The organism is Mesorhizobium sp. WSM4935 (assembly GCF_029625735.1).
Lineage (GTDB): Bacteria > Pseudomonadota > Alphaproteobacteria > Rhizobiales > Rhizobiaceae > Mesorhizobium.
The window spans coordinates 23,376-43,081 of the sequence record NZ_JARTVR010000010.1 but is presented as its reverse complement, the minus strand read 5'-3'; the positions used below and the strand labels follow the sequence as shown (position 1 = coordinate 43,081).

The 19,706-nt window shown below is 61.3% G+C and carries 33 protein-coding genes; 10 read left to right on the top strand and 23 right to left on the bottom strand.

From position 1 onward, the window contains the following. Positions 1–82: 82 nt before the first annotated feature. Genes P9273_RS21540 through P9273_RS21530 form a run of 3 tightly spaced genes read right to left on the bottom strand, consistent with a single transcriptional unit; the run spans position 83 to position 1,000 of the window. Positions 83–301 (bottom strand): hypothetical protein, encoded by a 219-nt coding sequence (locus tag P9273_RS21540; protein WP_278050713.1) that lies wholly within the window; start codon positions 299–301, stop codon positions 83–85. Next, the gene (locus P9273_RS21535) at positions 294–710 is read right to left on the bottom strand and encodes a hypothetical protein (RefSeq protein WP_278050712.1); all 417 of its coding nucleotides are present in this window, start codon (positions 708–710) and stop codon (positions 294–296) included. Before P9273_RS21535 ends, P9273_RS21540 begins: the two co-directional genes overlap by 8 nt. After that, on the bottom strand, positions 707–1,000 hold the full coding sequence (locus P9273_RS21530) for a hypothetical protein (RefSeq protein ID WP_042643532.1): 294 nt from the start codon (positions 998–1,000) through the stop codon (positions 707–709). Before P9273_RS21530 ends, P9273_RS21535 begins: the two co-directional genes overlap by 4 nt. A 59-nt stretch (positions 1,001–1,059) precedes the next feature. Here P9273_RS21530 and P9273_RS21525 point away from each other — a divergent pair, with 59 nt between their 5' ends. From P9273_RS21525 to P9273_RS21495, 7 genes are all read left to right on the top strand, one after another. Continuing rightward, positions 1,060–1,242: a hypothetical protein gene (locus P9273_RS21525; RefSeq protein ID WP_278050711.1), complete on the top strand. Its 183-nt coding sequence runs from the start codon at positions 1,060–1,062 to the stop codon at positions 1,240–1,242. Next, positions 1,239–1,523: a hypothetical protein gene (locus tag P9273_RS21520; RefSeq protein WP_278050710.1), complete on the top strand. Its 285-nt coding sequence runs from the start codon at positions 1,239–1,241 to the stop codon at positions 1,521–1,523. The genes P9273_RS21525 and P9273_RS21520 overlap by 4 nt, the downstream gene beginning before the upstream one ends. A 14-nt stretch (positions 1,524–1,537) precedes the next feature. After that, entirely contained in the window at positions 1,538–2,230 is a 693-nt protein-coding gene (locus P9273_RS21515) for an SOS response-associated peptidase (RefSeq protein WP_278050709.1), read from the top strand. Between the two features lie 172 nt (positions 2,231–2,402). Then, complete coding sequence (locus tag P9273_RS21510; protein WP_278050708.1) at positions 2,403–2,651, top strand: hypothetical protein; 249 nt, start codon at positions 2,403–2,405, stop codon at positions 2,649–2,651. 357 nt (positions 2,652–3,008) lie between these two features. Then, positions 3,009–3,284 carry a hypothetical protein gene (locus P9273_RS21505; protein ID WP_278050707.1) on the top strand — a complete coding sequence of 92 codons (276 nt, stop codon included), beginning with the start codon at positions 3,009–3,011 and terminating at the stop codon, positions 3,282–3,284. 107 nt (positions 3,285–3,391) lie between these two features. Next, positions 3,392–3,601 carry a DUF3606 domain-containing protein gene (locus tag P9273_RS21500; RefSeq protein WP_278050706.1) on the top strand — a complete coding sequence of 70 codons (210 nt, stop codon included), beginning with the start codon at positions 3,392–3,394 and terminating at the stop codon, positions 3,599–3,601. A gap of 194 nt (positions 3,602–3,795) precedes the next feature. Beyond that, on the top strand, positions 3,796–3,993 hold the full coding sequence (locus P9273_RS21495; RefSeq protein ID WP_278050705.1) for a hypothetical protein: 198 nt from the start codon (positions 3,796–3,798) through the stop codon (positions 3,991–3,993). Positions 3,994–4,168: 175 nt separating this feature from the next. On the opposite strand, the gene P9273_RS21490 is transcribed toward P9273_RS21495, so the two are convergent. Both P9273_RS21490 and P9273_RS21485 read right to left on the bottom strand, forming a co-directional pair. Then, entirely contained in the window at positions 4,169–4,372 is a 204-nt protein-coding gene (locus P9273_RS21490; protein ID WP_278050704.1) for a KTSC domain-containing protein, read from the bottom strand. Positions 4,373–4,456: 84 nt separating this feature from the next. Next, entirely contained in the window at positions 4,457–5,395 is a 939-nt protein-coding gene (locus P9273_RS21485; RefSeq protein ID WP_278050703.1) for a glycosyltransferase family 8 protein, read from the bottom strand. Positions 5,396–5,922: 527 nt separating this feature from the next. On the opposite strand from P9273_RS21485, the gene P9273_RS21480 reads away from it, so the two are divergent. Next, entirely contained in the window at positions 5,923–6,570 is a 648-nt protein-coding gene (locus P9273_RS21480; RefSeq protein WP_278050702.1) for an outer membrane protein, read from the top strand. Between the two features lie 277 nt (positions 6,571–6,847). Here the strand turns inward: P9273_RS21480 and P9273_RS21475 are convergent, their stop codons facing one another. Continuing rightward, complete coding sequence (locus P9273_RS21475; protein WP_278050701.1) at positions 6,848–7,159, bottom strand: hypothetical protein; 312 nt, start codon at positions 7,157–7,159, stop codon at positions 6,848–6,850. A gap of 372 nt (positions 7,160–7,531) precedes the next feature. Between P9273_RS21475 and P9273_RS21470 the strand changes: the two genes are divergently transcribed. Beyond that, positions 7,532–7,795 (top strand): DUF6894 family protein, encoded by a 264-nt coding sequence (locus P9273_RS21470; RefSeq protein WP_278050700.1) that lies wholly within the window; start codon positions 7,532–7,534, stop codon positions 7,793–7,795. 88 nt (positions 7,796–7,883) lie between these two features. Here P9273_RS21470 and P9273_RS21465 read toward each other — a convergent pair whose 3' ends face one another. Further along, positions 7,884–8,342, bottom strand: a complete 459-nt coding sequence (locus P9273_RS21465; RefSeq protein WP_278050699.1) for a hypothetical protein — start codon at positions 8,340–8,342, stop codon at positions 7,884–7,886. Between the two features lie 142 nt (positions 8,343–8,484). Here P9273_RS21465 and P9273_RS21460 point away from each other — a divergent pair, with 142 nt between their 5' ends. Beyond that, positions 8,485–8,751, top strand: coding sequence for a hypothetical protein (locus tag P9273_RS21460; RefSeq protein ID WP_278050698.1), 267 nt, complete (start codon positions 8,485–8,487; stop codon positions 8,749–8,751). 281 nt (positions 8,752–9,032) lie between these two features. On the opposite strand, the gene P9273_RS21455 is transcribed toward P9273_RS21460, so the two are convergent. From P9273_RS21455 to P9273_RS21380, 16 genes are all read right to left on the bottom strand, one after another. Next, complete coding sequence (locus tag P9273_RS21455) at positions 9,033–9,128, bottom strand: putative RiPP precursor (RefSeq protein ID WP_278050697.1); 96 nt, start codon at positions 9,126–9,128, stop codon at positions 9,033–9,035. A gap of 111 nt (positions 9,129–9,239) precedes the next feature. Beyond that, positions 9,240–9,602 carry a hypothetical protein gene (locus P9273_RS21450; RefSeq protein WP_278050696.1) on the bottom strand — a complete coding sequence of 121 codons (363 nt, stop codon included), beginning with the start codon at positions 9,600–9,602 and terminating at the stop codon, positions 9,240–9,242. Positions 9,603–9,622: 20 nt separating this feature from the next. Further along, positions 9,623–9,802, bottom strand: coding sequence for a hypothetical protein (locus tag P9273_RS21445; RefSeq protein WP_278050695.1), 180 nt, complete (start codon positions 9,800–9,802; stop codon positions 9,623–9,625). Then, a complete protein-coding gene (locus tag P9273_RS21440; RefSeq protein ID WP_278050694.1) occupies positions 9,774–10,067 on the bottom strand; it encodes a hypothetical protein in 294 nt (97 codons plus the stop codon). Before P9273_RS21440 ends, P9273_RS21445 begins: the two co-directional genes overlap by 29 nt. A 106-nt stretch (positions 10,068–10,173) precedes the next feature. After that, entirely contained in the window at positions 10,174–11,019 is an 846-nt protein-coding gene (locus tag P9273_RS21435) for a glycoside hydrolase family 108 protein (protein ID WP_278050693.1), read from the bottom strand. A gap of 62 nt (positions 11,020–11,081) precedes the next feature. Then, on the bottom strand, positions 11,082–12,098 hold the full coding sequence (locus P9273_RS21430) for a phage late control D family protein (protein ID WP_278050692.1): 1,017 nt from the start codon (positions 12,096–12,098) through the stop codon (positions 11,082–11,084). Continuing rightward, the gene (locus tag P9273_RS21425; protein WP_278050691.1) at positions 12,095–12,325 is read right to left on the bottom strand and encodes a tail protein X; all 231 of its coding nucleotides are present in this window, start codon (positions 12,323–12,325) and stop codon (positions 12,095–12,097) included. Before P9273_RS21425 ends, P9273_RS21430 begins: the two co-directional genes overlap by 4 nt. Positions 12,326–12,335: 10 nt before the next feature. Beyond that, positions 12,336–12,755: a phage tail protein gene (locus P9273_RS21420; RefSeq protein WP_278050690.1), complete on the bottom strand. Its 420-nt coding sequence runs from the start codon at positions 12,753–12,755 to the stop codon at positions 12,336–12,338. A gap of 103 nt (positions 12,756–12,858) precedes the next feature. Beyond that, on the bottom strand, positions 12,859–14,784 hold the full coding sequence (locus P9273_RS21415; RefSeq protein ID WP_278050689.1) for a phage tail tape measure protein: 1,926 nt from the start codon (positions 14,782–14,784) through the stop codon (positions 12,859–12,861). Positions 14,785–14,884: 100 nt separating this feature from the next. Then, positions 14,885–15,058, bottom strand: coding sequence for a hypothetical protein (locus P9273_RS21410; RefSeq protein WP_278050688.1), 174 nt, complete (start codon positions 15,056–15,058; stop codon positions 14,885–14,887). Positions 15,059–15,136: 78 nt separating this feature from the next. Then, positions 15,137–15,529 carry a hypothetical protein gene (locus tag P9273_RS21405; RefSeq protein WP_278050687.1) on the bottom strand — a complete coding sequence of 131 codons (393 nt, stop codon included), beginning with the start codon at positions 15,527–15,529 and terminating at the stop codon, positions 15,137–15,139. Beyond that, a complete protein-coding gene (locus tag P9273_RS21400) occupies positions 15,526–16,059 on the bottom strand; it encodes a phage major tail tube protein (protein ID WP_278050686.1) in 534 nt (177 codons plus the stop codon). Before P9273_RS21400 ends, P9273_RS21405 begins: the two co-directional genes overlap by 4 nt. Positions 16,060–16,127: 68 nt before the next feature. After that, positions 16,128–17,660: a phage tail protein gene (locus P9273_RS21395; RefSeq protein WP_278050685.1), complete on the bottom strand. Its 1,533-nt coding sequence runs from the start codon at positions 17,658–17,660 to the stop codon at positions 16,128–16,130. A gap of 382 nt (positions 17,661–18,042) precedes the next feature. After that, complete coding sequence (locus tag P9273_RS21390; protein ID WP_278050684.1) at positions 18,043–18,216, bottom strand: hypothetical protein; 174 nt, start codon at positions 18,214–18,216, stop codon at positions 18,043–18,045. Between the two features lie 27 nt (positions 18,217–18,243). Then, the gene (locus P9273_RS21385) at positions 18,244–18,480 is read right to left on the bottom strand and encodes a hypothetical protein (RefSeq protein ID WP_278050683.1); all 237 of its coding nucleotides are present in this window, start codon (positions 18,478–18,480) and stop codon (positions 18,244–18,246) included. Then, positions 18,477–19,688, bottom strand: coding sequence for a hypothetical protein (locus tag P9273_RS21380; RefSeq protein ID WP_278050682.1), 1,212 nt, complete (start codon positions 19,686–19,688; stop codon positions 18,477–18,479). The genes P9273_RS21385 and P9273_RS21380 overlap by 4 nt, the downstream gene beginning before the upstream one ends. Positions 19,689–19,706 lie beyond the last annotated feature (18 nt).

The following is a 19,706-nucleotide window of genomic DNA, read 5'->3' as shown; positions in this document are numbered from 1 at the left end:
GTCTAACCGTTCGTAGGATATCAATGCGTTAGCGGCTGAACTGTCTAACTTTTTCGGCCGCTTGGATTGAGGTTTTTCCGCCCTATCGGGAATGTATGGACTGTCTGCCTGCCTTGGTGGCCCAGCGATCGAACCTGATCGCCCTGCCCCGTTCGGCGGCGAACGTGCCCACGGTAGACTGCAGGTCATCGTCCGGGCCGTCGGCGCCCAACGCGCGCAGCGCGGCGATGCCGACGGCGATCGAGACCGGGCCGGGGTTGTCGGCGAGCAACTTCTCCAAAATGGTCGCTATCTCAAGCATGTCGTTTTGAACCCCCATATCTTTCGGCATAGGCGATGAATTCGGTGTAGGAGGCTTCGAGCTCGGCAACGGCTTGGTCCTTGGTGTCTTCGCGTCCGGAAGAACTTCCGGTACGGCCGGTATCGGGATCCCTTCCGTTCACGAACCACGCCCAACGGCCGCGCTGGTCCCCGCTGATCATGGTCATGATGCGGCCTGCGCCAAAGCCGCCATGCGTTGCTGAAAAATCGCGCGGCACAGTTTCTTTGCCGATCACTGTCCTTGCCCATTGCAGGTGGACGCGGCCGCCGCGATCGCGGACGAATTCGAAAGCCTGTGGCCTTCGCTCCATGATCGCGAGCACCTTTCCGGCCGGGTCGAGCACCCGGTAGCCGTTCTCGGTAGACTCGACTTTGAAGCGCTCCTTCATGGCCGGAACCGCTCGGTGTGCCAAACGATCTTGCCGTCGACCTTCATCGGCTTGTGAATGACTAGCTTTTTTGGGAGATGATCGGGGTGCAGCTCGAGGAGCGTCAACTTTATGTCGGGCTTGCACCGGCTGCAGTCGAACTTCAGCTTGAAGGGGTCGGCGCCGCCGCCGTAAACCATCATCAGGTCAGCCGATCGGCAGTAGCGCACGTTCCCACACGCGCACTCCACCTTCAACAGCATATTGTGCCGGGTCGCCTTACCCAGCGTATCGACCTTCTCGTGCGCCATGAGAACGAAATGAGAACAAATTTCTTGCCCGTCAAGCCGGTTTATGGAATCTTTTCGGCATGAGCGACGAACCGACCCGCCCGTCCGAAGCCATGCCGCAGCGCGAACGCACCGCCGTTCTGGGCCATTTCTGCGAACATATCGGGTGCGGCAAGGACGCGGGCTGGGGCTTCGCGCGTCCAAAGCAGGCCTCGCACTGGTTTTGTTACGAGCACCGCAGCGAAGGGGAGAAATTCTTATGATCGAAGTGCTGCATATCGACGAGAGCCGCAAGGATGAGCTGAAAGCCAATCTCGCGCGCGATCAAACGAAGATCCGGAACGCAGTCAAACAGGCGTGCAAGACCTTGAATAAGCTCACACCCGACGGCGCTCTTCATGCTGCCGGCTGGATTATGACCGACCTGCTCCGAAGCCTGTTCGAGGACGAAGAGCAGGCAATTGATCTGTCGAAGAAGATTCAGGCATGCATTGAAAGCGACCTGCGCATACACGCCCGTGCGGCCCGAGAATCGTTGAATTAGCACGGCAGTGGACAATGTGCGGTCGCTACACAAGGTACCTGCCGTGGTCGGAAATCCATCGGCTTTACCGGCTTACGGCGCCGGCCGATATCGGACGCAACGATGCCCCGCGCTACAACATTGCCCCGACCGACGAGGTGCCCTTCATCACTGCGACGGAGGACGGGAACCATAAGGTTCGCGCCGGCCGCTGGTGGCTGGTGCCCTTCTGGGCGAAGGAGATGCCCAAGGGCGCGATGTTCAACGCTCGCATCGAAAGCGTCGACACGACGCCGGCATTCCGCGACGCTTTCAAGTCCAAGCGCTGCCTGATCCCGGCCGATGGTTTCTATGAATGGACCATCAGCCCGGCCGATCGCGGCAAGGATCCGTGGCACATTTTCCTGCCCGGTCACGCGCCTTTCTCCTTCGCCGGTTTGTGGGCCTATAACAAGACGCTGGACGTGACGAGCTGCACCATCATCACCGAGCCCGCGGGCGAGCCGATGCGCCAGCTTCACGATCGCCAGCCGGTGATCCTCGACCCCGCCTACTACGATGCCTGGCTGAATGCGGAGACGCCGGCTGAGGACTTGAAGGGGATACTTTCGCACGACATCAACGGGCAGCTGCAATTCAACCGCGTTGGGCGCGAGGTGAATTCGGCGGCGATCAACAAGCAGCCCAACGACCATTCGGGCCTTGTAGGGCCTATAAATCCGCTATGAACGACGAACCGATCCGCCCCGGAGAGACGGTTACGCAGCGCCAGCGAGAGACGCTCGGGCACTCCTGCCAACACGCAGGCTGCGGCAAGGATGCTGGCGGGGGCTTCGCGCGGCCGAAACAGGCCTCGCGCTGGTTCTGCTACGAGCATCGACGCGAAGGGGAGGCCTACCTTTGATCAGCAAGCCGCGGCGGCTGGGCGCTTATCCGGATCGCGACCTCGATTGCCAGCAGGCCATGGAGCCCGGCTTCCAAGCGCTTGTCGATTGCATGGTCGAGTCCGGCTGGACGCGCGAGGAGGCCAAGCGGGCACTGCGCCGCTTGATCGCAGCCGACAACATGACGCAGAAGGAAAACGCTCGGGTCGAAGCAGAGCTCGCGATCGCGCGAGCAATGATCCGGGCCGCCCGCGATCGCACTTGAGAAACCATTCTGCCGGGGTGGCTGGAACAAACACCCGTGTGGGTGCTTAGGGATCACCTGTGTCCGGTAGCCGTCGAATTTGATTTCGTGGCTCCACTCGGCGCCCGCCGGCGAATTGTCAAACCGCTCCGGCTCCATCGGGCTTAATGAAGCTGAGCTTGAGGCCGCCATTGCGCATGCATACATCCCCGAACGGCGACTCAATATCTCAGCTGTCTTTCGGTTCCATTAGCGTTGTTTAATACGTTAAGCCGCGACACCCCCCATTTTGCTGAGGCGTCTACTGGAACAACACGACGCATCACAAGTTCGGACTTTGGAGAAGAGAAAGATTTCAAACGAAAACAAGGAAATGCAATGGCCAATGACATGTCTCGCAAGCAGGAGCGCAAAGGCACGTCGCGGATTGTTGGCTGGGGAGCCGCGCTGGCTTTGGTTCTGTCGTTGTGCCTTCTGGCGTTCTTCCTGTTCGCCCCTTTTACAAACGGATCTCGCCAGATGTTGGATGTTAAGCGCACGCCGGAACAGAACGTCGGGCAAGGCAATGCCCCGGCGGATAGCCGCCCCTCTCCTGGCGTTCAAAAAGACTCCTCTGGGAACGCCAAACTGCCTACCCAACAGGGCGGTGGGTAACTAGAGACACGGCGCGCAACTCTCGCGGAGCAGCGGCGTAGATCGGAGCAACAAGCGCTGGAACATCCGGGCGATGCCGGGGTTTCTGCCATGCAGGAGGAACAAACATGGCAGACGATAAGAGCAAGCGCGATTTCCGCGACCGCGACCGAGTTTCGGCTAACGACGACTATGAGGTGGGGTATTTCGCGAAAAAGCTTGGGCTGACGCCGCAGCAGGTGCGCGAGCTGATCAGAGAGCACGGCAACGACCGCGCAACGTTGGAGCGCGAGGCGAAGGCCCTCGGTCGGGGGAACGATGCCTCGCTACCAGGTTGAAGAGCTTTACGGCGAAGAGGTCGTGGCAGCTCAAACGGTGGACGTCGACGAGCCAATAAAGGCGGCCGAGCGCGTTGCTGGCGCGCCAATCTCACCGAGAGCGTTGCAGCAGCACTGGTTCCGGGTGGTCAACGAGGAAGAGAACACCGTTTTGAGTTCAGTCTGGCCGAGCCAGTGGCGAGGGACTTCTCGAAATGAGCAAAAGCCGGAAGAACGATCCGGACTGTCGCGCCGCGCTCCAAATGATCCGGGCGACCATCGAGGAGCATTGCCCGCCCGGCGTGCTGATGAGCGAGGATGAGGTGAACGGCCATTACGGGCCGGAGTTGTTCGCCGAGGCCGAGGCGATATCAGCGGCGATAGTCAAGACCGTGGAGAAGCTTTCCAAATGACGAAGCTATCCGAGCTCGGGCCGCGCTTCACATTTACAGCGCACGACCAGCCGGGCGCACCTGCTACACCCGATATGTACCGGTGCGAGACCTGCAGGCAGATGGTCGATCGGCGCGACCTCCGCCAAGTCTTGTGGCACGAGCAGGACGGACACGAGCCGCTTGAACTGGACAGCTAGTCCGGAATGCGGCGATAGCGGAAATGATTGCGAATGTGGTCGTTGAAATAGCGGCCTTTGACAAACGCCGACCGGAACGCCGCATAGGTTTCCGGAGGCACCCCCTCAAAATCGTAGCGCTTGCCGCTCGCCACGAACCAGACGGAGAGAATCCTGCTTGCCGGATCGTATTCTGTTTTCCGGATCGATGTGGATGGCATGGCGCACCTACCTCGCAACGCAGGGACGCGGCTTTGGTTTCAGGAACGTGAACCTGTAACCCCAGCCATCACGGCTACAGGGACTTACGATGAAGCCCAAGCTTGTGGAGCCGTCGAGAACATCTTGGCCAAGCCTCGTAGATGTGGCTTGGTAAACCGGCGGCGGTAGTAGTGAGTTGTCAGGGCGAAGCTCCAGTATTTTCTGCGCAGGCCCATAAGGCCAAGGATCATCTTGCGCCTACGGGCGGATTTCAAAAGCAGTGTCCCTTCCGGAATATCAAATCCCGACATGGTTCTGTAGAAATTGAAAACATCCGCAAAAGGCACACGCCTGTAGCGCCAAGGCTTGGCCGATCCCGCATAGTGGATCACCTTGGGAAGCCGCCGTTCGATTTCCACGAACCGCTCTGAAAAGAAGTTCCATTCCCTGCCCAGGAAAAGAACTCGTCCGCGCACGACCGCATTCAAGGCTGTCTGGTCGAGGTATCGCGACTTGGCGGCCTCGCGAACCCAGGCAAAAATCCTGTCTGCAATACCTTCCTGGCGCCAGGCGGCAAGATTCATAATCAGAACACCCGAATTTATATATTCATTCCGGGACATATCGATGTCGTCGAGTTCCTCCTGCTCGACGAAGCCATCAATCACGCCGGCGACCAAATTGTCGCCCAAGTCCGCCGACCAGAGGCCCCCCAGATCGGATACCACCAGCGTATCCGCATCCATGTAGATGGCCTTATCGCAATCAGGCAGTATTTCGGGAATCAGTATTCGGGCATATGAAGCAGTCGTCAGCGGCTTGCCTCTTGTCGGCAGATCGGAAATCCGCCTGGCGTCTGCCTGGACGATCCGACAATCAATTCCATTTCGTCCACAAAAGCGGCGAAGTTCTATCACGGCCGCCGGTTCTATTCCTGCGTCAATGACGACGAATTTCGCCTCGCGATTATGTATCCAAGCAGAAAAGATGAATAAGAACAGCCCGGGCACAAAGTTATTGTCGCTTGCGGTAACAATTACCATGCTGCGACTCCTGAAAAACGAGGAGCCGAGCCCAAGCCGCGGACCCATTTCGCATTTTCATCAGACATAAATTGCCCCCTACTCACCTGCCGAAGTTCGCCATTGTCTATCCAGGCAGTGTAATGCCGCTTTGGGCACAAACATCCCTCACGGCGCCGGACTTGATATCATCGGATCCGAACGAAATCACGCCGAATCCGCCGCTTGGCCGCCGCAATCTCGCTGCTTAAAAGGCTCTTGAGGAAGCGGAGGAGACGGGGGTCTACCAAGGGCGAGCGGCCCGGAGCGGACATGAACCGCTCATCGTGGCAACTCACCGCCTTGGAGATTATTCCTGGCTGCCACAGCAACATTTTAGCTAAGGCGAAGGTGTGGCTTGCGTGCATCTCCCGAACAATATCCACTCCGTCGAACTTGTCGGAGTTGACAACGGACGGCGTTCCGCGAGAACGCTATGCGCACTGAGGTGGAGACGTTCTTGCGGGACGTTCATCCACCCAAGCATGGCAACAAAGGGGGTTATTCCCGTGAAACAGATTCTTCTTGCTACCGCTCTCGTCCTTGCTACCGGCACCGCCTATGCGGCTGACGTATTGCAGGAGGCGCCGGTTGCTGCTTCCTATGACTGGACCGGCGCATATATCGGCGTCAACGCCGGCGGCGGTTTCGGCACGTTTAGCGTTGATCCTTCTGACGGGGGCCCTGGTGGTTTCGACCTCAGTGCGAGCGGCTTCCTGGGAGGCGTTCAGGCCGGTTACAACTGGCAGGTTGGCCAATTCGTCTACGGCGTTGAAGCCGACTTCCAGGGTGCCGACGTTAAGGGCGAGCTATCGATCGGCGGCCCCTCTCTCGAAACAAAGATTGACTGGTTCGGCACGCTGCGTGCTCGCATCGGCTATACGCCCGTCGATCGCTTCCTGGTCTATGGCACTGGCGGCTTGGCCTACGGTCACGAAAAGCTCTCTTTCCCAGGAATCGACTCTTCCAAGACCAGGGTCGGCTGGACCGTTGGTGCGGGCGCCGAATACGCCATCACCAACAATTGGTCGCTCAAGTCCGAGTATCTGTACACAGACCTGGGTAAAGCGACGTTCGATCTCCCAGGGCCAGGGCCAGATGCCGTCGTCAAAGTCCCCTTCCACACCGTTCGCGTCGGTCTGAACTACAAGTTCTAGTTTTCGGCGGACCTCCCAGAAGCCCCGGCAGATTTGTCCGGGGCTTTTTGTTTGCCCGGCAATCTCAAGCAGCGAAATGCAGCATATATTAGCGCCGGGCCGATCAATGCACGGTCAATCTTGGTGTGCCTGTCACAGTCGATGCCGACACTCTCAGGCTGGTCACGCGCCGTGTGCCGCCGAAGTGCAAGACGCCGCTCACCAACCGGGAGATGTGACTGCGCCTGGCGGGCTTTCGGTTATTGCGTTCCGCTGGTTCGCAAAGGAAGGGCGCAGCCTAGAGGCGTATCACCTCATCGACGCCAAGCCGCAAGCGCTGGCCCTCGGCATAGGCCCAAGCATGGCTCTCTTGCTCGAATGAACGCGTGACCAGCTCTTTGCCTTCCTCGTCAACGATAACGTGCCACTCGTCACAAACCTCGATCAGCGAAACGACATTGTGGGGATGGTGCATCCGGTGCGGAGGGGTCTGCGGCTTTGTCTCGATGAGCAGTTGCCGTGAGCGCTGGATCGTCTCTCTGGACGCAGCCAGGAGTTTCTCGTCGGCTTCGGCTTGGCGCGCGCGTGGGTATTCACAATCGTTGGGCATAGGCCGCCTCCGGTCTGATGCGGACGGGAGCTCGGTCGCCGTCTCTGGGCTGCCGATGTCCATTGAGTATATTCCGCGACGTTCGGTTCAAGTTTTTCTGGCAAGACGATGCCCGGCCTGGCGGACGTCTAGAGGGGACTAGGCAAGGCAGGCCGGGCCCTTACCCAGCGCGTGCGGCGCGGGGCAGGCTCACATTGTGAGCCGCTTTTGGCCGTGCGGCATTAACAATTTTTGCACCCGCTTAAAGAAAAGCCCGTCAGTGAGATCCACCGGGCCGGGGCCAGACCGCGGCTGCGTTTCAATCTCCTTTTGTCGAGCGAAACAAAGCAGTTAGCCGGGAGTTGTTCTGCTGTTCAACAAGGCCGGAGCAACATGCCCATCTACTATTTCCACGTCGACAACGGCACATTCAATCCCGACAACGAAGGCGTCGATCTGCCGGATCTAGATGCCGCACGACGAGAAGCGGTGCGAGCTGCAGGCGAGATAATAAACGACAGCAAAGAGTCGATCTGGGAGCATATGACTCCTTGGATCATGAACGTGACAGATGATCAAAACCGGCTTTTGTTCACTCTTCAATTCAGCGCAAAGGTGCCATCAGGAGAGGCCCTTTACATCCCTCGGGAGCATTGAGGCCAAAACCCGCCGCAGCCATCGGGCAAGCGGGAAGTCTCGGCCCGACAATGCCTTAGCCGGGCAAGCGCGGCAGGAACTGGCCGCGCTAGCATGCCTCCACCCGTAACGATCGCACCATTCGAATTACAATCGGATCGTAGAGCACCTTTTCATCACGGCTATAGTTGATCGTAAACAGCGCGGCACGGTCGGCGCATACTTTGATGGCCCGGACATACCTGATCTGGCCACCTTTGATGCCTGAATAGCTGGCCCATTCCGGCGTAAGGCGTCTATAGGTCAATCTCCAACCGTCTTTTTCGTCCTGCATCATGCGATGCTCGATCTCGGCTTCAAAACTGGCCTTGCCCAGCCGAGCGCCCCACACGGCCAAGAATGCGCCTCTCTCGCCTTCGAAAGCAGCGCCCTGATCTGAACGCTGCGACAGCGAAAACCCAGGTGGAACATCAAATATGAAGCCGAATTCCTTGACTCCGAAATGCTGCCACGGCTCTGACCACACCAACGCGGTCGAATACAGAAGCGCAGCAATGGCCAAAACCATTCGGCGCATAGCGGCTCTTAGCTCTCCAATGCCTCATTGCAGCGGACGAACCGACGCCGCCTGATTCATCCAACTAGGTGGCAGCTCGAACGTTCCATTAGCAGCCGCTTGACTAAGTCTCTCCTGGCGTCAGACTCAAGGCATGGCAAAGGGCAGCATCAAGGTCGGGGATACGGTTGCGATCACCGCAACGATCCGCAAGCGTGTGACAGAGGATAGGGTCAGCGTCTTGATCCCCTCTTATCACCAGCCGCATTCGATCGTGGACACGTCGCCGAACATCAGCAGTGGGCAGAAGATCGAGCTAACCGGCGAAGTCCTCCGCGTCGATGAGGATACTGTGACGGTCGGTGGTAAGGATCTCGGGATTACGGTCAAGCGCAGCGCTGTGCGGCTCGTAACGAGCTAACTTTCGCCCAAGAGGAAGACGCCGTTAGTTGACAAGGCGACCTAGCGGGCGCGCCTCACTTCGGTTTCGCTTGCCTTCGGTTGATCGCGACCTGCAGCCGGATCGCGGCTAGCAGCAAACTTACCGGAATAGTGTCTGACGCGGTTCCTGACTTCTGCATCAGCTGCATAAATACGTTTCAGGCCCGATCGGTTCCTGTGCCGGCCAGAGACCGTTAATGACGAACAAAAAGCCCGCCGGCCGGAGCCAGCGGGCGATCGATTTCACTCTGGATTTACAGGTCAGGTCGGAGGCAGGACGATGATCGATGGACCGGCAACGACCGCCGAAAGCTTGCCTTTGCGAACAAGCACAGGCTTTTCATAAGTCTTCTTCATGGGCGTTCCCCTTTGGATCACGGAAACGTGAAAAGATTTGCGCCGCGACTAAGGATTGTCAAGTCTAGCCGCAGGAACGCACAGGCTGTTCCAGGGAGGCGCAACGTTGCCTTACATCTCCGGCGTGCGCTTGCGCGACATCTTATCGCCTTCGATGAAGCGATCCATTCGCTCATGCAGGGTCGAAACGCTGCCTTTCAAATCGCGGACGCCCGTCATCACCTCGTCGCGGAATTCGCGAAGGCCGGCCTTGGTGATGTAGGTCTCGGCGACGTGCAGCTTGTGCGCGGCAAGCTGCTCTGTCAGCAAGGATATCGAGGCCATCGCCGTGTCGGCGCGGACATGCGCGTCGCGAGCATCCGTTTTCACCTCATCGCGAGATGCTTTGATCGCCGCCTCGATACGCCACCACAGCCCGCCTACGGCGCCGATGACGGTGATCAGGAACACGATGTTCGAATTGAAATCCGTCATCCGGCTTTATCCGATGCTTGCTATTTCAGTTCGGCACGGCGCTCGGCGCTGGCCTTGGTATGCCGATCGCATTCGGTCGGCGTGTAGAGGCCGATGGCGCAGCCAGGCGCCATCGTCTTGTCGATCTTGTTCTGATCGGCGATCGTCTTGCCCTGCGCTCCGGCCAGGCTGTTACCGAGGGCCGAGCGTAGGGCTGGCACACCGTTGACGCCGGAAGTCGTACACGCCGCCAGCGTCGATGCAGTCGTCAAAAGACAGGCGAGCATCAATGCCCTTCTGAATCGCATCCTGATTTTCCTTCTCGATCTTGGCTCGCAGCTCTTCGGCGCCGCGGTGCTTGATGATCCCGTAGACGGTGAAAGCTGCGCCCGAGACGAGCGCCGCAATGGCCGCCCAGGCTATGGCGCCGGCCGCCAGACGTGAGACGCCAAGGCGACCGACAAGGAGGCTGATCATGAAGCTCATAGCAGCCACCAGACGAGAAAGCCGGCGATGACAGCCAGGCTGACGCCGCCGACGATGCGCAGGGCGCGATCGAGGATCACGGCGAGGACGGAGGCGAGGTTTTCCATCAGGCGCCCCCGAGCGCGTCGGCGAGGCGCTTGGCCTTGCGGCGGGCGTACCAGCTATAGGCGATGCCGCCGATGGCGAGCGCCGCGCTCACGATGGCCAGGATGACGACCACGCGGCCGACCCATTCGCTGGCGTAGGAGAGCGGCGAAAGCCGCTCCTGAAGGCCCTGCAGCGTGCCGGAGATGCCGAGCCCACCCACGCCGGCGCCGGCGGCGGCATCGGCTGGCGCGGTCGACGGCGCGGCCCTGGCGTCCTCGACAAAAGCCTTCGACTGACCGCCGTCGCAGAAGCTTGCTGGTTGCGGCATCTCCCCCGTCGCCCACGCCTGCCCGATGGAGCGGACTTCAGCGACGCGGGCGCTCCAGCCCTTCCCGAACACCGACCAGGTGCTGAGATGCCGCATGAAATTGAGGCGCTGATCGCAGATGCGGTCGATCAGGGCGTCGTGGTTGTTGCAGGCCTGCACGGCCGCGATTGTGGCGAGGCCGATGACGCCATCGGGCCGGCCCCTGTAGAGCGACCCAAGCGCGCGCTGCAGCCAGAGGATCGACTGCTTCGGGCCGGAGTTCACCGCGCCATCAAAGACGACGTAGTCGACACCCGCCGGCAACTGGTCGCCCTTCACGGCGTCCCAATACTGGCGGTCGTAGATTTCAAAGAGTTCCAGGCTGGTGATGCTTTTCACCGAACGCGTGGCGAGGCCCTTGCTTCGGCTGTAGGCATCATAGACCCGCTGCGTGACGCCCTTCATCGTGGCGCCGCCAGGGTCCGCCGGATGGTTGCTAAAGCCGCCCTCGTGCACGAGCACGCGGGCGACCGATTCCTGTTCACGGGAAGCGGCCATGACATATCCTTTCCGCCCAGGGTCCTGGGCAGGCTGCTGGGTGTTGGCGATTAAGTTTGGAGCTAGCGGCTGTCCGTCCCGGCCAAACCTTGCGGGTTGCCGAGCGAGATCTGCGTGGTGTAGCCGCTGCCGCGGTCGAGCGTGTCGGTGATCGAGGCGATGGTGTAGGCGCCGTCGACCCCGGCGCGCAGGTCTATGATGGCGGTGCCTTCCGGCTCGGCGGTCGGCTCGCCTTCGATGGTGACCGAGCCGGAGCCCTTCGAGCGCGCGCCGTCGACGCGGTCGGAATCGGCGCGGGTCTTGGCCGATGCCTCGTCGGGCTCCATGAAACGAAGCACGTCTTCCGGCTCGACATCGTCGCCGGTCTCGACCTCTTCGATGACCTGCTTTGCGCGCTTGCTGTCGTACCAGCGGCCCTTCTTCTTCTTGAAGCGCGGCCGGTCGGTGACGGGCGTCAGTCCGCTCGCCGATATTACCATGCCGCGGGTGATGACGATCGTCGGCAGAGGCTGTCCGGTGGCTGAAACGCCGGCATTGCGCGGCACGAAGCCGGCCTGTGTGCCCTTTATGGCAAATGTGGCGCCGTGTTCCCGCGCGAGCCGGTCCGCGAAGGCGAAAAAACTCTCATTGTCCTGCGCCTCATACTCCAGCTCCCTGCTGGCGAGCGACGGATGCATCTTAATCGACAGGCCTGCGTCTTGCGCCGCATCCTCGAGGACCTGCCCGAGCGTCTTCTTCTCCCAGTGCCGGTCGGCCGGTTGCTTGACCTTGCCCTTCAGGCTGGCCGAGCGCGCGGTGATGGAGAGCACGCTGCCGGATCCTCGATCGGTCGACCAGTCGCAGGTGTCGACCTCGCCCTCGAAGGTGCGCATCGCGCCGCCCTGCCAGCCGAGTTCGATCGACACCGGCGCACCGGTCTTGGGAAACCGCACCGTCGCATCCTTGTCGTCAAGCGTGAAGGTCGCGGATTGCGTCGCCTCGGTGCCGCTCTTGGTGATCGACAACGAGATCAGCAGCGGCAGGAAACGGGAGGTGACGTCCTGCCCGCCGACAACGACGCGAAAATGGCCTTTCCTCATGAGAAGAGGTCAATCACGGGCTTGGCTGCCGCGCCTTCGGCCGCCATTTCGGCCGGCGTCATCACCGTAACGACGCGGCCGACCGGCAGATACGGCCCCGATCCGGCGAGGTCCTGGTTGAGCGCGAAGGTCTTCGCCACCATGCCGGAAAAGACCTTGCGATAATGCCGCGCCAGAAGAGCGGACAGCGTCATGCCTTCCGACTTGACGGTGACAATTTCTGTCATGGTCCTACCTTCAGGCGAGCAGCGAGAACAGCGAGGCGAAGAAGTCGGATGCGGCCGGCGCCGCCGCTTTCTGCATCTTGACGGTGATGTCGACGACCTGGCCGACGCCGTCGCGATCGAGGAAGGTGTGCTCGTCATTGACCGACTGCACGACATAGAAGCCGAAAACGCTGCCATCGCCGCGCGTCACCAGTTGCGGGGTGCCGGCGGCCTGGGCGTTGCGTAAAATGTTCAACGTGCCCAGGCCGCCAAGCTTCGACGGGATCAGGCGCCCGGAAATGGTGAGGGTCTCGGACCCGACGCCGACATCCTCCAGCGGCGGCATCGCGCCGACCACCGGTTTCTCCGCATAGTCGTGCGTCGTCTCGCGCCCATGCGTATCGATGTTGAAGGCGAGATCGCACTCGACCAGGCCGATCTTCATCAGCATTTTCTTTTACCTCCCGCCGCGCACCGGCCGCTGCGCGGCCTGCGGCTCCGGATGGCGCGCCACGTGGCGCGACGGCCGGTCGGCCTTGCGGGCTGCGCCCGGGTCATCGCGGACCTCCAAAATCGATCGCTTGTCCACGTGTGTCGGACTGCACCTGCTGGCCGGTCGTCCTGCCGCCCAGCGATCCGACCGGCCGCATCAGGTCCGCCTTGGCCGAGGAGAGGAAGCCGCTGACGCCGGCGATGAAAGCAGCGGCCGCGCTTTGGCCGAAAGATTGCCCGGCGCCGGAGACGCCCGCGGTGAAAGTCTGCGCGGCGTTCTGGCCGGCCTGAGTGCCGCCATCCGCGATCTTGGAACTGGCGTCCGCGCCACCCGATTGCAGGCTGCGCTCGATTTCTCCGATATCGAAGGCGCGCCCCAGAGGCTCGGCTTCCCTGTCGCCGCCGTTGGCCGGCGCATGACGCCCTTCGGAGTAGACCTGGTACTGCCGTTCGGAAGGCGTCATCTCTGCCCAGGTCTTGGGCCGCGGCGTCGGGATCGGCGTGCTGGACGCCGGCATGCCGGTGTTAGGCTCGCGCGTCTGGCGATCCTCGAGGATCTTCGTCTGCAGCGCGTCGAAGACATTCTTGATCTCGCCACGGCCGAGCTGCGCCAGCGCATCGCGAAAGGCCTTCTCGGCCGAGGCGCCGGTGAAGCGGTCGAACATGCCGAGCTCGGGATGCTGCTTGTTGTACCGGCCCTTGAATTCGGCGGCATAGGACACCGGATCACGGCCGCTGCCACGCAAGGCCTCGTAGCCCTTGTCGACGGCCATCAGGTCCGACAGCCGGTCGTTCACCTTCTCCAGCGCCGGGTTAAGCGCCCTGCCCGACAGGTCGCCAAGCGCGGTCGCCGTCTTCTGGATGTTGTTGATCAACTGTTGCCAGTTGCCTTCGGAATCGCCAGTGATCTGGGCGAAGTCCTTCGCAACCGTTCCCGAGGCCGCGCCGAGCGCGTCGAGATGCTTCTTCAGCTCCGGCATCTGCGTCAGCAGCGCGCGCATACCTTGCTGCATTTGGATGTCGGTGAAGATCAGCGGCAGCTTGGACAGGTCGCCCTTGAGCGCCTTGTTGGTCTGGTCGACGAGGGTCTGGATGACGTCGCCGCCGGCCTTGCGCGTCTTGTCCAGCTCGCGGCGGATGTCGATGCCGTACTTCTTGAAATTCGTGGCGACCTGGCTGCTATAGGCCTTTTGCAGGATGTTGGAGAAGTTGGTCGCGGCCTCGGAAGACGATCCGGTCTGGTTGCGCACGATCTCCAGCATCGCCGCCAGCTTCTTCAGGCCTTCGGTGCCCTTGTAGCCGAGCGCGGCGAAGGCCGGCGCGATGGCCGGCAGCTCGGCGGCCATGTCCTTCAACTCGAATTTGCCAGCCTTGCCCTCGAAGGCGAGGATGTCGAAGGCCTCCTGCATCTTGTCGGCGGTGATGCCAAGCGAATTGGAGAGCGCATCGGCGGTGAGCGCGATGTCCGACATCTCGGCGCCCGAGGCCTGCGCGGTGCGCGCGACCGTGGGCAGGAAAGCGAGCGCGTCCTCGAGCGATCGGCCGGCGGCGATTAGCGTCTCCAGCCCCTGCACGACATTGTCGAACGGCAGCTTCGACTTGTCGGCGAGTTCCTGCAGGGTCGCGATCGTCGGCCGGATCGCGGTCGCAGGCTTGTCGGCGTTGATGATGATCCGGCCGATCGTGCGCTCGAGCTGCGCATAGTCGCGCGCGGTGCGGATGGCGACGTAACCTGCGGCGGCCGTGGCGATGCCGGCCGTGCGGCCGAAAGCCGACCAGCGGGCGAGACGGTTCTGCCGCTCCAAGGCCTGCGCATCCAGCAGCCGCTCTTCGGCAAGCTGCTGGCGCGTCAGGCGCGTGTTGTTGCGCGCCAAGTAGACATCGCGCTCGGCACGCTGCAGAGCGGTCAGACTGGTCCGCGCCTTTGCCGCCGGGCCCGACACGCGATCGAGCAGGCTGACGATCAGCTCGGCCGACATCCTGGCCATTTCTTGAATCTCTCTGGTTACGAGCGGCCGCACTTCGCCGTACCGAGCGACGCCGGTATTGGTATTCGGTAGTGGGCAGTTTGAAATTTAGCGTAAGCAGCTATTTGGATTTGTCCTTGCGGACAATCGAGAGCTTTGGCGCGTGGGCTTCGCGGATGATCTTGGCAGCTTCCTGTACCGTGATCCCGCATTTGCGGGCATAGTAAGCCGCTTCCGCAGCAAGCGAGCCTTCTATCGGCTCTTCGATGACGTCGTGCTTTGCCTTCTTCCCCATATGTCGAATCATAGCACATTACGGGAGTCGGCTGAATGACCGCTTCCGAGGCTGGTTAAAATTCAAGCTGGGCTCTGATCAAGCATTGTCGGCGGACGTATTGAGGACGAAGTCGGGTACCATGTATCCGAAGATCTCCATCAAGGCTTCGGCATCGTCCCATGCAAGCTTCTTCAGCACGACCGTCGGGAGATCGCAGAGCCGCGCCAGCAGTTCGCGGTTGCTGATCTCACCGCTCGACCAGTCGTCGATATCCTCGAGCATGGCCGGCCGCATCCTGATCCGCGCGATGCGTTCGCCGCCGCGCCTGAGGGCGCACCGCAGCGTGAGATAGCGGTAATCAGCATCCGAAAGCTCGAGCGAGACTTCCTCGTCGGCAGCGGTTGCTTCCGGCGGCGTCTCGGCGAGCGTGACGGGCGCTTCGTCGGCGCCCGTCATGAAGTCTTCTATGGCGTTCTTTTGCGGCATCATTCAATGCCCAGCAGCACGCGCGCCTTGGCCAGCTCGTCGACGCCGAACTGCCGGCGGCGGGTCGTGAAATAATCCCAGTAGAACCATTCCTCGTTGTCGACCGAAAGCTCGTAATGGGTCACCTCTCCGATCTGGTGATCGTGGCCGAAGGCCGACGACCGGTCGAAGGCGTCCGGCGCGATGCGGCTGACGATGCCTCGGATCACCGTCTTTGCCTGGAACGCGTCGCCGGTCTGCTTGTTCTTCAGGACGCCATAACCTGTGAAGTTCAGCGGCTGGTTGGTGCCGACCCCCATGGCGCGATAGCTCGACTTGGCGAAGCCTGCGAATTTGAAGGTCGGCTGCAGCGCCTTGATGGCGTTCATGCCGAACTCCACCTCGCCCGGCGCGCCGCCGCCGAGATGGGCGACGGTCACCTGCTCCAGCGTCGGCAGCCCGAGCGACTGGAGCTTGATGTGGTTCGAATCTTCCGGGTCCTGGTCGCCGACGAAGAGGTTGACCTGTTCGAGCAGCAGAAGTTTCTCAGCCATGGCTGGCGTTCCCTTTCAGGCAGGAGTTTCAGGTTGAGGGGTAGGCCGGCGCGGGAGCGCCGACACGATCAGGAAATGAGGTTCTGCTTGGCGATCAGTTCGTCGATCGTCGTCTGCAGGGCGGGCGCATAAGGCCGGCTGGTCATGGTCAGGCGACGGAACACCGGCGCTTCCTCGAATTGCGCGTCGATATAGATATGACCGGAGCGCAGATCCTGCGCGTTGTTCAGCTGCGGATCGAAGCGGCATTTGAAGCCGAGGATGTCGCCATTGGCTTCCGCCTTGGCGAGGATGTCATGCACGGTGTTGACGACGGACTGGATGGTCTGGGTCGTCAGGTTGAAACGCCCCAAGAATTGGCGGAGCGAGCGCAGGCAGGTGAGCTCGATGAAATCGCGGCCGCGCACCTTGTGATATTGCTGCCAGATCGTCTGGTCGGACAAATTGTCGGTGCCGATATAGACGAACCCGCCATCGGCGATCGCGAAGTCATCGCCGCTGTCGCCGCGCACGATGATCCCCCCTTGAGCGGCAAGGATTTCCTGCCCTTCCGTCGATCCGTCGGTGAGCGAGAAGCGATAGTTCTGCTCTGGGCCCACGATGCCGTAAAGCGCCTGGTTGGCCCAGGAGCGGAATGGCCGGCCGTCATTCTCATAGTCGCGGCGCACGGCGACGCCGGCGATACGGGGCGCGGCCGGGCGGGTGACGACATCGCCATCCTTGTCAATGCGCTTGACGCCGGGGGTGACCGGGATCAGGCGGTCCGACGACAGGGTCTCGCGCCACTGGGTGAAGGCGGTGAGCCCGTTCGGCCCATCAACGATCGCCACGGCGAGGATCTTGTTCAGCACCTCTGGCAACGCCGCGCAGACAGCGTTGGCGAGTTCCTCGACCGTCGCGGTCGCGGTCGGCAGCACCTTGCCGGCATCGGCGCCACCGCCGGAGAAGGTGACGTTGAGCGGCGCCGTAAGATAGGCGCCGGGATTGTCGATGACCAGCGAAGCCACCTTCTGCGCGTCGGGCCCGGTGCCCATGACCGCGTGAGCGGTCGGCAAGACCTTGTTCGGGTCGTTGCCGCCGCCGGTGAAGGCGACATCCGGCGCCGCGGTCATGTTGGTCCCTTGCGTGGTGAGCGCCAGGGCGGTGAGCGCGCCGGACTGCTGGGTCGTGTAGCCGGGCGTCAGGATCAGGCGCGGATAGACGCCGAGATCGGCGCCGGCATTGACGAAGGCGTTGATGCCGGTGCCGTTGACCGACGAGCCGACGATATTGGCGATCGTCGCGCCGATATTTGCGCCTTCGGCGACGCGGTTGACGACGAGCTGCGCGGCGACCTGATAGGGGCCGAGCTGTGCGTTGATGCCCTCGACGGCGTCGATGAAGAGCGAATCGGGATCGCAGAGCGCCAGCTTCGTCGTGTCGTTCGAGTTCATGCGCACCGCGACGCCTTCGGGAAACGCCGCGTCGAAGGCGGCCTGCGTGGCCGTGGCGGCCTTGGCGAAGGGCATGCAGATGCCGACGACGCTCATCAGCGCATTCGACGGCACCGCCGCCTCGTTGGCGTCACGGCGGATCGTGATCCCGAAGACGGGGTCGCTCATGGCAGTCTCTCCTGTGGGTTGAAAAGCAGAAATGGGTAGCGTCAGTTGGTCGAGGGCGCTTTGTCAGCAGTCGTCAGCATTGGACAATGCCGAAATATTAGCTATGGATCGGCAATGCTTTATTGGATCGCTGCCGCTCTTTTAGTCGTCGCAATTGCCGTCGGTTTCCTCGCCATGAGAAGGAAATCCACCCCAGCAATACAACTTGAGAAGCTGCTAATATTGAAGGAACGCTCATTGAGCCTTTCCTCGAGGGAGGAGTTGGCTTCTTGGCAACCTTTGATCCATGCTGGCTACGTGGACGTAATTTCGGTCCAAGGCGCGTCAAGCGAAAGCATATTTTTGCAGCTTAGTATTGAAGGCAACCTGGCCTTGGCGGCAATTAGGTCTGGGCGGCGGCCGTGAAAAAGTCGTCGATCTGCTGAAGGCTGAAGCCGAGCGCTGAGAAGCCGGTCTGCATCATCGGCTCGCCGCGAACGAAGTAGCCGCTGTTGTTGTAGGCGATTTTGACCGCGAGAGGCTGGGCGCTGATCCACGCCTCAACCTCGTCCAGCAACCCAGACGTCAGAAGCTGCAGTCTGAATTACCGAGCCGACACGCCGGACGGCACAACTACAGGAATCGAGCTCCATGCGCCGTTTTGCCAGATCTGGCGAACATTCTCGGGCGCATCCGGCACCTCGATCGCGCCGGGTGGCGGGTCAGGAGCTTGCCAGACTGGACGCACCTCGTTGCCGTCCTCGTCCGCCCCCTGGAGCACCCACACGCCATCCAAGCCACCAAGGTAATTTCCGTTGCCGTCAACAAAATATTTGGTCATGCCCATGCCCTGAATACCGCTCGCCAGTTAGCGTTGGTGAGACCTGCGTTGGCTCCGGTGTTTTTATTGTTTGCGAAGAAAGGTTGTGCATTCGATCCGTACCGAATGTTCAAGTTCGTCGCATCGGGTACAATCGTGACACCGTTACTGTTTGTAGCGCTGAACGTAATTTCATCACCTACGGCATAACCATTCTCTGCTGTCACGCACTGAAGGTAAATTAAGTAAAGTTTCGGCTGGGCGGCCAGGCCATGCGCGAGAGTCAAAGGACCGCCCGCCGTGATCGTCTGCTGCGCGCTCTCGAAGCGTTGTTTAAACGGAAGGCTGCCTGCTGCATTCTGCACAAACGCCGTGGTAGCGATCTGCGTCGTGTTGGTGCCGAGCGCTGCTGTCGGTGCGGTCGGGGTTCCGGTGAATGCGGGGCTGGCGATGGCGGCAACGGTGGTGCCGATGACCAGGCCGAGCAGCGTGCGCATGGCCGCGTAGTCAGCGGCAGTGATCAATGAGCGTCCGTTAGCCGAAGCGTTGGTGATGTCGGCTGCCGTGATGCCGAGCAGCGTCTTCATCGCGGCATAGTTTGCCGCCGAAATCAGCGAGCGGCCGTTCGCGGAAGCATCCGTGATGTCCGCAACAGTGATCGCCAATGCCGTCTTCAGAGCGGCGGCCGTGATCGCGCCGGTAAGGCCTGCGACCGACGCCACGGCATCGGTGTTGTCGATCTTGACCCACTTGGTGCCGTCAGAGACCGCCCAATCGCCGACTTTCCAGTCGGTGATGCCGGCCACGCTCGAAACGCCGGCGACAGACACCATGTAGTACCAACCCTTGTTCCCGGCAGCAGCCGCCGGGATGGTCGGGGTGTTGGTGTTGGCGTTCCAATCGCCCTGATAGTTGAGCGAGCCAAAGAGAGCCGACGGCAGTTGGGCGGCCGGCACCTTGCCATCCGCACCGAGCGATGCGTAGCCGTTGGCGTTGCCCTTCTCGCTCTCGTCCTGCTTGCTGTCCAACGCCGCCTGCAGCCCGGTCGTGTCGGCGATGACGTGGCTGTGGACCAGCAGCGCGCGCTGGGCCACCGAGACGAGCAGGCCGGCGATGTCGACATCGATCGCGGAGAAGGCCGCGACCAGGCGCAAGACATCGTCCTCGAGGTTATTGCTGCCGAACGGAAGCTGGTAACGGCGGTTCGGCGTCGTGTTTTCAACGGACATTTGGCAGTCCCAGTTTGA